The following is an 11597-nucleotide window of genomic DNA, read 5'->3' as shown; positions in this document are numbered from 1 at the left end:
CGAAGCGCCCGCAGGTATTAAAGGGCGACCGGGAACAGCCAGCCCAAAATCATTGCGCCGAGGATGGCGCCACCGGTAATCGGCTTCTGCCAGATGTAGAACAGCAGCGCGCCCACCAGGGAACCGACGCCGATTGGAATGGAGGCGGTCATGGCGCTGAGGATAATCAACGGCCCGAGGAAGCGGCCGGAGGCGTTACCCGCGCCCATCATCACGTCTGCACCGTAGGTGGAGTTACTCTGGTTGATGGTGAACTTACGCGCCAGGATGATGACGTAGCCAATCGCCAGACCAATCACCAGGCCGGTAATCAGCGAGGCAATAAAGTTGGTCACCGGGAACATGATCCCCGCGCCCAGCAGCAGCGCCGGTACGCCGAGGCCCACGCCGGTCTGGATCGCCCCGCCGATGTCGAGAATCCCGACCAGCGACCCTTCGATGATACGGGCGAAAAGGAAGCTTGCGCCGAACGCCGCCACCGCGCCGTAAACGCCGGTATCGATTCCCGCTTTCAGCATCGCCACGAAGGCCACTTCGTTAAACGCGCCGATGCCGTAGAGGTAGTACATGTGCGTCCCGGCGAAGACGCCGGAGGAGAGCAGGCCAACGAAGATCGGGAACGACCAGTCGGCATACCAAAAACCTTTATTCTGTTCCATTTAGAGGCTCCTGTTATTTACCGCTGAGCGAGTTGTGGATCATGTCGAGCCAGTTCGGCACGGTCAGATGGAAGGATTCGATCATCTTCATGTCGAAGCCGCGGAAGAAGCCGCTCAGCACGAACAGCAGGACGATCGCCGCCATCATCACTTTGGTGACGTGGTTCCAGCCGCTCTCTTCCACGCCTTTACCGATCAGGATCCCCAGCACCAGACCCGGCACGGCGTTACCCATGATCAGCTGCGCTGCGCCGCCAAAGATGGTGGCCCAGAAGCCCGATTTTTTACCCGCGTCGATGGCTGCCAGCCAGAAGATCACCGGCATCACGGTGTTGACCAGCAGGTTCGCGGCAGGCACCAGCACCTTCACGGCAGTGACCTGAAGCGCAGCCGGAACGGAGGAGGCAGTCAGGTTAAGGAAGGTCACGACAATCATGCCGATAATGCCGCAGGCAATCGCCATTTTGCGCGGGTCATGCAGCGTTTCACCGACGTTACGGTTTTTGATCATCAGTGCAGCAGCACCCCAGTTCGGGATGATACGGTGGTCAACGTCCTGTGTGAAGGCACCTGCGGCCACGGAAGAGGCCCAGGCGTTAAAGAAGAAACCTAACCCAAAGGAGAAGTGGGACGCCGGATCCCCTTCACAGGAGTTCAGTTCCCCCAATGTACGAAACGCGCCCATACCCTGAGTGGTAGGCGCATGAAACATGCGTGCAGCCCCGGCTCCAACACCGACGCCAACCAGGCCGCCAATGATGAGCGATTTTATTAATATAATTAAGAACATCAGTCTGCCCTTTTATGAATAATCAGCGTTGCGTGACGAAATCCACCTGGTCTAGATTGATGGCTGTCACGTTGACGGTCACATCCAGCTCCACGCTGTAGGTGCGTCTTTCCCGGCGCAGAAAGAAGAACAGAAACGCTTCTTTACGCACCGCTTCTTGCGCCTGAACGACCTGCACATCCTGTGGCTCAATACGCAGTAAGATATGCGGTGAGGCTTTCATCACCGCGGCCTGAACGTGGTTGAGCGCGTCGGCAAAGGCGCGCGCTTTGGCATCGCCCTTCCCCTTCACTCTCACCGTGGTTGTGAACTGTTCTTTCATGCTTATGCGCCGTATTTCTTCTGCCACGCCTGTACCAGACGCTCGCCCAGCTCTTCTTTATCCATAAAGCCAAAGCCCAGCACGTTGCAGCCTTCGTTGATAGCGGTCACCCCCTCATCCACGGAGCGCATGCCGTATTTGGCCTTGTAGCCGTATTTGGTCTGGGCGGTGATGGCACCCGCGCCGCCGCTGCCGCAGAACGAGATCCCGAAGGTGGCGTTTTCTGCTTTCATCACGTCACCGAGCTTCATATCCGCTGCCATGCCCGGTACGACAACCGCGCGTCCGCCGGCTTTTTCCACACCCGCAGCCACTTTCTGACCTTTACCCAGGCGATCGCCAATCACGACTGTAATCTGTTCCATGTGTTGCTCCTTAAAGGTTGTCTTTCGCGACTTCGAAGTGAACGGAGAGCAGCCAGGCTTCTTCATCAGGAAGATTGCCAAACTGCGCTACCACTTCACGGGCAAGTTGCATTGAATCTGGTGAAATTTCGTCGAACAGCTCTGCTTCAACCTCCGGCAGCGGCTCGCCGGTCACAGACCGGTGCGCCATTGCGCGAACGTGGGAGGTCAGCATCTGCTCCTGTACCGCGTTGGGGATGATGTTGTGCCGGGCCAGCAGGGCGTAGACCTGCTGAAGCATGGTGTTCGCGAGCTGTTCTGTTTGCACCGCCTGTTCCCCAACGTCGTTCATTACCGCTCCGTTAATCACTCGTCTTACCCCGTTAATGGCTCTGGAATAAAACTAACGTCGAGGGGGCGTTGTTTGTAGCGAGTTGTTTTCCACTTCGAAGTGGAAAGGCGAGCCGCGGCAGTGATCTGTGCCACATAAATGCGGTGAATCTGGATTAATCGCTGGATTTACGTGATGAATATCACGCTATTACGCGGCACTAAACAGGTAAGCGGAGTGGAAAAGATTACGAGCAGGCTCGTAGAAATGTGACGTGGATAAGGTTTTCTTATGGGGATGGAGAAGAGTGTGAGCGGGGATGCTTAACGCGCCCCGCTCATCCAGACTATCAACGATACTTTTTGTGATACGCGTTGCGGGTCGCCGCAAACTGGTCGGCTGCCGCCTGGGCTTCCTTCACTTTGCCTTCGTTCGCCAGCTTCAGCGCGCCGTCGATCTGGCCGACCAGCACGTCAAAACCGTGGCGGTAGTCTTTCATCTCGGCGCTGTCCGCCGCTTTGCTTTCCAGCTTCGGCGGCGTCGCTTTTTGCGCATCCAGCGCCGCTTCACGCATTTTGGTCAGTGCGTCTTTCATCTCCGCCGCATCGTCGGTTTTCTGCACCACCTTCAGGTTTTGACTGAGGATGTCCATGTTGTCTTCAAGATCGGCAGCAAACGCAGATGAGCCAAGAACCAGCGTTGAAGCCGCGACGATCGCTAACAGGTGTTTACGCATTGCTCACTTCCTTTTTTATTATAAATCACGCTTTTACGGGGATTATTGCCCGGCGATTTTCATCTCCGGCAGTAATACAGAACCACACTGAATATTGCTGCGTGTTTCAATATCGTTACCGACCGTAACAATATTGCGCCACATGTCCTTGAGGTTGCCGGCGATGGTGATTTCGCTCACCGGATACTGAATTTCACCGTTTTCCACCCAGAAGCCCGCTGCGCCGCGAGAGTAGTCGCCGGTGATACCGCTCACGCCCTGCCCCATCAGCTCGGTGACCACCAGACCGGTGCCCATCTCTTTCAGCATCTGTTCAAAATTCAGGCCCTGCCCGGCAATGCGCCAGTTATGAATGCCGCCCGCGTGCCCGGTGCTTTTCAGCCCCAGCTTACGCGCGGAGTAGTTGGTCAGCAGCCACTGGGTCAGAATGCCGTCTTTAACGATATCCCGGCGCTCCGTGCGCACGCCTTCGCTGTCGAACGGCGTGGAGGCCAGCCCTTTCAGCAGGTGCGGGTGCTCTTCGATGGTCAGCCATTCCGGCAGGATCTGCTTGCCCAGCGAGTCGAGCAGGAAGGTCGATTTACGGTACACCGAACCACCCGCAATCGCCCCCACCAGATGACCAAACAGACCGGTTGCCACTTCGTTGGCAAAAATGACCGGGGCTTTCATGGTGGAGAGTTTACGCGGCGAGAGGCGTGACAGCGTGCGTTCGGCGCACTCTTTTCCCACCCACTCCGGAGACTGCAAATCCCCCAGCGCGCGGCCAATGGTATACGCGTAATCACGCTCCATATCGCCGTTCTCTTCGGCGATCACGCAGCTGGAAAGCGAGTGGCGGGTTGAGCAGTACCCCTGCAACATGCCATGGGAGTTACCAAACACTTTGATGCCGTAGTGGCTGTTAAAGCTGCCGCCTTCGGTATTGGTGATGCGTTTGTCAGCCTGCAAAGACGCCTGCTCGGCGCGCGAGGCCAGCTCAATGGCTTCATCCGGGGTCACTTCCGCCGGATGGAACAGATCGAGATCCGGCGCGTCAAACGCCAGCAGCTCTTTATCAGCCACGCCAGCGTAAGGATCCGGGGAGGTGTACCGCGCGATATCCAGCGCCGCCTGCACTGTACGGGCGATGGCATCCGGGCTGAGATCGGTAGACGACGCGCTGCCTTTGCGATTCTGGTGATACACCGTGATCCCCAGCGCGCCATCGCTGTTAAATTCTACATTCTCCACTTCGCCATAGCGGGTGCTCACGCTAATGCCGGTGGTTTTGCTGACCGCCACTTCGGCGCCATCTGATTTACCTGAAGCGAGCATCAGCGCGGTGGAGACGGCTTCTTCCAGGATCTTACGCTGCGCTTCAACTTGTGAGGTTACTTTCATCGCAAATGCCATACTGTAAGAGAGAGTTAAGTGAAGTCTAACAGAGAACCGTTTTTCAGTGCGCGTCTTAACTGGTAACATTAGCCTCTTTTTTTAAGGAGCCTGACATGACTAAGCAGCCCGAAGACTGGCTCGACGACGTTCCCGGTGATGACATCGAAGACGAAGATGATGAGATCATCTGGGTCAGTAAAAGTGAAATTAAACGTGACGCCGAAGAGTTAAAACAGCTTGGCGCAGAAATGGTAGAACTGGGTAAGAACGCGCTGGATAAGATCCCGCTCGACCAGGATCTGCGTGATGCCATTGAACTGGCACAGAAAATCAAGAAAGAAGGGCGTCGCCGCCAGCTTCAGCTTATCGGGAAACTGCTGCGTCAGCGCGATGTTGAGCCGATCCGTCAGGCGCTGGATAAACTTAAGAACCGCCACAACCAGCAGGTTGCGCTGTTCCATAAGCTGGAGCAGATCCGCGACCGTCTGATCGAGCAAGGTGATGACGCGGTACCTGAAGTGCTGAACCTGTGGCCGAATGCCGACCGCCAGCAGCTGCGTTCTTTGATCCGTAACGCGAAGAAAGAGAAAGAAGGGAATAAGCCGCCGAAGTCTGCGCGTCTGATTTTCCAGTATCTGCGCGAGCTGTCTGAGAACGAAGAGTAATCTGTGCGGGTTTGCGCCGGATGGCGGCGTAAACGCCTTATCCGGCCTACAAGGTCGTGCGAAAAAATGTAGGCCCGGTAAGCGCTAGCGCCACCGGGCCTTTTTTTACTCTGCGGCCGCGGCTTTCTTCGCCAGACCGTCCAGCAGCTTCTGATGGATCCCACCAAACCCGCCGTTGCTCATCACCAGAATGTGATCGCCAGGCTGTGCGGCTTTCACCACCATATCCGCTAAGACATCCACGTCCGCACTCCAGTGCGCTGGCTGAATGCAGGCGTCGGCCACTTCGGCCACCTGCCACGGAATATGCTGCGGTTGCAGGAGGAAGACCTCGTCGGCACGCCCTAAGGACGGCGCGAGATCGTCTTTGCATATCCCCATTTTCATGGTGTTCGAACGCGGTTCCAGCACGGCCAGAATACGCGCGGTGCCGCCAACTTTGCCACGCAATGCGGCAAGCGTCGCCAGAATGGCGGTTGGGTGGTGCGCGAAATCGTCGTACACCGTCACGCCATTCGCTTCACCACGCAGCTCCAGACGGCGGCGGGCGTTAATGAATGAACCCAGCGCATTGGCGGCATCCGCAGGCAGTACGCCCACGTGACGCGCCGCGGCGATCGCCATCAGGCCGTTGTGCATATTGTGCTCACCCACCAGGCCCCACTTCACTTCGCCCACTTTTTCGCCGTCGAGCAGCACTTCCCATTCGGAAGCATCCGCGTTGAGCTTTTTCGCCTGCCAGTGCCCCTGCTCGCCAACCAGCTCCTGCTCGCTCCAGCACCCCATCGCCATAGTCTGCTTCAGGTTGATGTCGTTCTCCGGCAGGATAATGCGGCCCTGACCCGGAACAATGCGCACCAGATGGTGGAACTGTTTCTGAATCGCTTTCAGGTCGTCAAAGATATCCGCGTGATCGAACTCAAGGTTGTTGAGGATCAGCGTGCGTGGGCAGTAATGCACGAACTTGGAGCGCTTGTCGAAGAACGCGCAGTCGTATTCATCCGCTTCAATCACAAAGAACGGGCTGTCGCCCAGACGCGCGGAGACGTCGAAATTCCCCGGCACGCCGCCGATCACGAACCCCGGCTTGTAGCCGCAGGCTTCGAGGATCCAGGTCGCCATACCGGCGGTGGTGGTTTTGCCGTGCGTCCCGGCAACGGCGACAACCCAGCGGTCGCGCAGGACAAAGTCATGCAGCCACTGCGGGCCAGACATGTACGGGATATTGCGTTCCAGCACCGCTTCAACGCATGGATTCCCACGGGTCATGGCGTTACCAACGATCACCAGATCCGGCTGCGGCTCGAGCTGGCTGGCGTCATATCCCTGAATCAGAGAAATCCCCTGCTTCTCCAGCAGCGTGCTCATCGGCGGATACACATTGGCGTCCGAACCTGTCACTTCATGGCCCAGCGAGCGCGCCAGCATTGCCAGTCCGCCCATGAAAGTGCCACAAATCCCCAATATATGAATGCGCATACGTCACTATCCTTCTTCAATGTGGCGCACATTTTACTCACATGTCAGCGGCTGTGAAACGCATTTCAGGTAAATCCGTATTTTGCTGGCGCGATTCACCTCTGCGCTAATATTTGAATGTTTGTTAAGATTGTTGGACATCAACCGCTTTACTCAACATAAGATGCAGGGAAAGTGTTATGAAAACGTTAGGTGAATTTATTGTCGAAAAGCAGCACGAGTTCTCTCATGCTACGGGTGAGCTCACTGCTTTGCTGTCGGCAATAAAGCTGGGCGCTAAGATCATCCACCGCGATATCAACAAGGCCGGTCTGGTCGATATCCTGGGTGCCAGCGGTGCCGAGAACGTTCAGGGTGAGGTTCAGCAGAAACTCGACCTGTTCGCCAATGAAAAACTGAAAGCAGCACTGCGCGCGCGCGACATCGTTGCGGGTATCGCCTCTGAAGAAGAAGATGAGATCGTCGTATTCGAAGGGTGTGAACACGCAAAATACGTTGTTCTGATGGATCCGCTGGACGGCTCCTCCAACATCGACGTTAACGTTTCTGTCGGTACCATTTTCTCCATCTACCGTCGCGTCACCCCGGTTGGCACACCGGTGACGGAAGAAGACTTCCTGCAGCCGGGCAGCAAGCAGGTTGCTGCCGGTTACGTGGTGTATGGCTCATCCACCATGCTGGTGTACACCACCGGCTGCGGCGTGCACGCCTTTACCTACGATCCGTCGCTGGGCGTTTTCTGTCTGAGCCAGGAGCGCATGCGCTTCCCGGAGAAGGGCAATACCTACTCCATCAACGAAGGCAACTACATCCGATTCCCGAATGGCGTGAAGAAATACATCAAATTCTGCCAGGAAGAGGATAAAGCCACCCAGCGCCCGTACACCTCGCGCTATATCGGCTCGCTGGTGGCGGATTTCCACCGTAACCTGCTGAAGGGTGGTATTTACCTCTACCCAAGCACCGCCAGCCACCCGGACGGAAAACTGCGTCTGCTGTACGAGTGCAACCCGATGGCATTCCTGGCCGAACAGGCAGGCGGCAAAGCGAGTGACGGTAAAGAGCGTATTCTGGATATCGTGCCGGAAAGCCTGCACCAGCGCCGTTCGTTCTTTGTCGGCAACGACCACATGGTGGAAGACGTTGAACGCATGATCCGCGAATTCCCGGACGCGTAACGCGTAAATAGGGGAGCCCGACAGGCTCCCCTATTTTTATCATGCCGTTTGCGCCGTCAGTTTGAAGGATGCCATCGCCTCCATCAGCTCGCGCGATTGTTCCTCCAGGGAACGCGTTGCCGCAGAGGATTGCTGAACCAGCGCCGCGTTTTGTTGCGCCGTTTCATCCATCTGATTGACGGCAATGTTAACCTGCTCAATACCGCGGCTCTGCTCCTGAGACGCCGTCGCAATTTCTCGCATCAGTTTGGTCATACGCAGCACTTCGGTAGCGATCTCGTCCATCGTCTCACCGGCCTGTTGCGCCAGCTCGCTGCCCTCGTTCACGTGGGTTTGCGAATCGCTGATCAGCGAGCGGATCTCTTTCGCCGCATCAGCACTGCGGCTGGCGAGATTACGCACCTCACCCGCCACGACCGCAAAACCCCGTCCCTGCTCGCCCGCGCGCGCCGCTTCCACGGAGGCGTTCAGCGCCAGAATATTAGTCTGGAAGGCAATGCCGTCGATGACGCTCAGGATATCGGCGATGCGCGTCGAGCTGCCGGCGATGTCGCGCATCTTCTCAATGACGTAGCAGACCATTTCGCTGCCATGATCGGCGGTATCGGAGACCGACTGCGCCAGCTGGTGCGCCTGCCCGGCGTTATCGGCGTTAAGTTTCACCGTGGCGGTGATCTCTTCCATGCTGGCGGCCGTCTGCTCCAGCGAGGTGGCGGTGGATTCCGTGCGCTGGGCCAGGTTCAGGTTCCCTGCCGTCAGCTCGCGGCTGCCGGTATCAATCTGCGAGCTGGCGTCACGCACCCGCAGAACGGAATTCATCAGCGACTGGCGCATCTCTTCGATGACCGCGTTGAGGCGATTAAATTCCTGGCTCGCCGGCGCGTTCAGGGTGTGGGTTAAATCCCCGGCCGCTACGTGCTCCAGCTGGGCAATTGAGGCTGAAAGCGGCTTGAGCAGCATATGGCGCAGCACCAGCCAGGCCAGCACGATAATGCCTGCCGTCAGCAGCGCCGCGACGATAATCAGGATCAGCACACGGGTTTTACTCGCCTGCACGGCGCTCACCTCCGCTTTGCCGCGCGCCTCGCTCCACGTCTGGAACGTCTGCATATCGTTATCAAACTGCTTCGCCACCGGGACCAGCTTGCTTTCTAGCAGATCGTAATAGCCGTCCGCACTTTGCTCGTTCAGGGCTTTCAGCATCGGGCTGATACCCTGCTGGTTGTACACCGCCAGGCTCGCGGCGACGTTATCCAGCAGCTTTTGCCCCTGCTCATCCGCCACGCCGCCGCCGATCACGCCCTTGAGCGTTTTCTGTGCCAGCGCCACTTCCTGGTTAATGGTTTTGACCGCCCTGGCCGCATCGTCCAGCAGGCCGACCTCCATCATGCGGACGGCCTGTCCCGCTTCATTACGTGCGCGCAGGATCAGCGTATAGCCGGCATTCAGCTGCACCATCTGTTCACCCTGAAGATGATTGATGCGCTGGAGAGAAGCAGAACTTTGCGTAAGGGCATAAATGCCAATGCCGCTGACAATCAGCAGCAGAAGGGTCATAACGGCCAGTAAAGAGAGCAAGCCGGTACGAATCGATAGCGTTTTAAGCATGATGTTATTTCCGGTAGCGAGATATTTCTGGGCATAAAAAAAGAGTATCGACCGCTACCGGAAAATGTTTAGAGTTTAAGCAATTTCAGCATGTTATCGCCCTGTTAAAGATGTATTCACACGGGTAACAGGCGAGCTCTGGCGGTTCTCCCACAGCACCGTCAGGCCGCGCTGGAGCGCGATAAAAATAAACAGCAGAATACCGATGGCGATTTTGGTCCACCAGGAGCTGAGCGTGCCGTCGAAGTTGATATAGGTCTGAATCAGCCCCTGGATCGCCACGCCAAACAGCGTACCGAGCACCGTCCCTACCCCGCCGCTGAGCAGCGTACCGCCAATCACCACCGAGGCAATGGCGTCAAGCTCAACGCCCACCCCCGCCAGGGCATAGCCTGCCTGGGTGTATACCGAAAACACAATCCCCGCGAGCGTGGCAAGGCCGGTCGAAAGCATATAGATGCGGATGGTGGTGCTGCGCGTGGAAATCCCCATCAGGTTCGCGGACGTGGCGCTGCCGCCAATGGCATAAACCTGGTTACCAAACCGGGTACGGTGAGCGAGGAAGATCCCGATCACCACCACGCCCAGCATCAGCAGCCCCATTGCGCTCAGGCGCCCTCCGCCGGGAATTTTCCACGCAAGGCTGGAGAGCGTGTCGTAGATCGGGTGGTTAATCGGAATTGACTCCTCCGACACCAGATAGCTCACGCCGCGCAGGAAGAACATCCCGGCGAGGGTGATGATAAACGCCGGGATTTTCAGCGCGTCGATCAAAAGCCCCATAAAGGCGCCGAACGCGCAGCCCATGACCAGCACCAGCGGAAACGCCAGCAGCGGCGAAATGCCCCAAAAGCCAATCGCCTTGGCAAGGAACACGCCGGTAAAGGCGATCACCGACCCAACGGAGAGATCGATCCCGCCGGAGAGGATCACAAACGTCATGCCGACGGCGATAATGCCTAAAAAGGCGTTGTCGGTCAGGATGTTGCAAATCACCCGCGTGGAGGCGAAGCCCGGGAACTGGGTCAGGCAGTAAAGGTATCCCAGCACGAACACACCCAGCGTGATCATTAACGGCAAATTACGTTTTATCATGACCGCGGAACCCCTTAATGAGAGTGATAAAGCGCGGCGACTGCACGATAAGTACGATAAGCACCACGACCGCTTTGACGACCTGATTAAGCTCCGGCTGGAACCCGGAGAGCAAAATACCGGTATTCATACCCTGAATAATTAACGCCCCCACCACCGAGAGCAGCAGATTAAAACGTCCGCCCATCAGCGACCCACCGCCGATAACCACCGCGAGGATCGCATCAAGCTCCAGCCAGAGTCCGGCGTTGTTGGCATCCGCCCCGCGAATGTCGGCCGCCACAATCACCCCGGCAATCGCAGCACAGACGCCGCTCAGCACGTAGGTCAGCATCACCATCAGCCGTGTATTTACCCCGGCGTTTTTCGCGGCCCGAATGTTAATCCCCACCGCTTCGATGAACATCCCGAGCGCCGTTTTGCGGGTGAAAAGCCAGAACACTACCAGCGTCACCAGCGCGACGATAACCGGCGTCGGGAAGAACAGAAAATTACCGCTGCCGATCCACGCAAGATTCGGGGAGGTAAAGGTGACGATTTGACCGGAGGTGATAAGCTGCGCCACACCGCGCCCGGCCACCATCAAAATCAACGTCGCGACAAACGGCTGGATCTTGAGCACCGCGACCAGAATGCCGTTCCACAGCCCGGCTAATACACCGGAGCCCAGCGCGGCCAGCAGAACCACCGGCAGGCTGTGCCCGGCAACGGTCATCGAGGCGGCGGTGGCGCCCGCAATTGCCATTACCGCACCGACGGAGAGGTCAATCCCGCCGGTGGCAATCACCAGCGTCATGCCAATCGCCAGCAGCGCCACGGGCGCGGCACGGTTTAAGATGTCGATCGGGCTACCAAACAGGCGGCCATCCTGCACGACGATCTGGAAGAAATGCGGAGCTACCAGGCTATCCACCAGCAGCACCAGCAGCAGCGCCACGATTTGCGGCGTGCCGGTCGGCCAGCTGAAGCGGCGCTTCGCTTCGCCAGTTTGCGAAAGAGAACGGGACATCACA

Annotated in this window: 13 protein-coding genes; 2 read left to right on the top strand and 11 right to left on the bottom strand. The window is 57.5% G+C overall.

The genetic code is table 11. The features are described 5' to 3' along the window. Positions 1 to 17: 17 nt before the first annotated feature. From L350_RS10050 to pmbA, 7 genes are all read right to left on the bottom strand, one after another. Positions 18 to 659 (bottom strand): DUF4310 family protein, encoded by a 642-nt coding sequence (locus L350_RS10050; RefSeq protein ID WP_003856081.1) that lies wholly within the window; start codon positions 657 to 659, stop codon positions 18 to 20. A gap of 13 nt (positions 660 to 672) precedes the next feature. Further along, on the bottom strand, positions 673 to 1449 hold the full coding sequence (locus L350_RS10055) for a DUF4311 domain-containing protein (protein ID WP_006810337.1): 777 nt from the start codon (positions 1447 to 1449) through the stop codon (positions 673 to 675). A 22-nt stretch (positions 1450 to 1471) separates the two neighbouring features. Beyond that, a complete protein-coding gene (locus L350_RS10060; protein ID WP_006810338.1) occupies positions 1472 to 1771 on the bottom strand; it encodes a DUF4312 family protein in 300 nt (99 codons plus the stop codon). A gap of 2 nt (positions 1772 to 1773) precedes the next feature. Continuing rightward, the gene (locus L350_RS10065) at positions 1774 to 2136 is read right to left on the bottom strand and encodes an SFCGS family glycine-rich protein (RefSeq protein ID WP_006810339.1); all 363 of its coding nucleotides are present in this window, start codon (positions 2134 to 2136) and stop codon (positions 1774 to 1776) included. 10 nt (positions 2137 to 2146) lie between these two features. Then, entirely contained in the window at positions 2147 to 2485 is a 339-nt protein-coding gene (locus tag L350_RS10070; protein WP_026080657.1) for a PRD domain-containing protein, read from the bottom strand. Between the two features lie 310 nt (positions 2486 to 2795). Next, positions 2796 to 3182 carry a cytochrome b562 gene (cybC, locus tag L350_RS10075; protein ID WP_022646861.1) on the bottom strand — a complete coding sequence of 129 codons (387 nt, stop codon included), beginning with the start codon at positions 3180 to 3182 and terminating at the stop codon, positions 2796 to 2798. Between the two features lie 42 nt (positions 3183 to 3224). Continuing rightward, complete coding sequence (gene pmbA / locus L350_RS10080) at positions 3225 to 4577, bottom strand: metalloprotease PmbA (RefSeq protein WP_023299182.1); 1353 nt, start codon at positions 4575 to 4577, stop codon at positions 3225 to 3227. Positions 4578 to 4672: 95 nt separating this feature from the next. Here pmbA and yjgA point away from each other — a divergent pair, with 95 nt between their 5' ends. Beyond that, positions 4673 to 5224, top strand: a complete 552-nt coding sequence (gene yjgA / locus L350_RS10085) for a ribosome biogenesis factor YjgA (RefSeq protein WP_003856072.1) — start codon at positions 4673 to 4675, stop codon at positions 5222 to 5224. 105 nt (positions 5225 to 5329) lie between these two features. Here the strand turns inward: yjgA and mpl are convergent, their stop codons facing one another. Further along, a complete protein-coding gene (gene mpl, locus L350_RS10090) occupies positions 5330 to 6703 on the bottom strand; it encodes a UDP-N-acetylmuramate:L-alanyl-gamma-D-glutamyl-meso-diaminopimelate ligase (protein ID WP_022646859.1) in 1374 nt (457 codons plus the stop codon). A 179-nt stretch (positions 6704 to 6882) separates the two neighbouring features. Between mpl and fbp the strand changes: the two genes are divergently transcribed. Next, positions 6883 to 7881 carry a class 1 fructose-bisphosphatase gene (gene fbp / locus L350_RS10095; protein ID WP_022646858.1) on the top strand — a complete coding sequence of 333 codons (999 nt, stop codon included), beginning with the start codon at positions 6883 to 6885 and terminating at the stop codon, positions 7879 to 7881. Between the two features lie 39 nt (positions 7882 to 7920). On the opposite strand, the gene L350_RS10100 is transcribed toward fbp, so the two are convergent. From L350_RS10100 to ytfT, 3 genes are all read right to left on the bottom strand, one after another. After that, on the bottom strand, positions 7921 to 9489 hold the full coding sequence (locus L350_RS10100) for a methyl-accepting chemotaxis protein (RefSeq protein WP_032625222.1): 1569 nt from the start codon (positions 9487 to 9489) through the stop codon (positions 7921 to 7923). A 93-nt stretch (positions 9490 to 9582) separates the two neighbouring features. After that, on the bottom strand, positions 9583 to 10584 hold the full coding sequence (gene yjfF / locus L350_RS10105; RefSeq protein ID WP_022646856.1) for a galactofuranose ABC transporter, permease protein YjfF: 1002 nt from the start codon (positions 10582 to 10584) through the stop codon (positions 9583 to 9585). After that, on the bottom strand, positions 10571 to 11596 hold the full coding sequence (ytfT, locus tag L350_RS10110) for a galactofuranose ABC transporter, ATP-binding protein YtfT (protein ID WP_161496795.1): 1026 nt from the start codon (positions 11594 to 11596) through the stop codon (positions 10571 to 10573). The genes yjfF and ytfT overlap by 14 nt, the downstream gene beginning before the upstream one ends. Position 11597 lies beyond the last annotated feature (1 nt).

It is taken from the genome of Enterobacter sp. MGH 4 (assembly GCF_000534735.1).
Classification (GTDB): Bacteria; Pseudomonadota; Gammaproteobacteria; order Enterobacterales; family Enterobacteriaceae; genus Enterobacter; species Enterobacter intestinihominis.
This window is presented reverse-complemented; position numbering and strand designations above follow the sequence as displayed.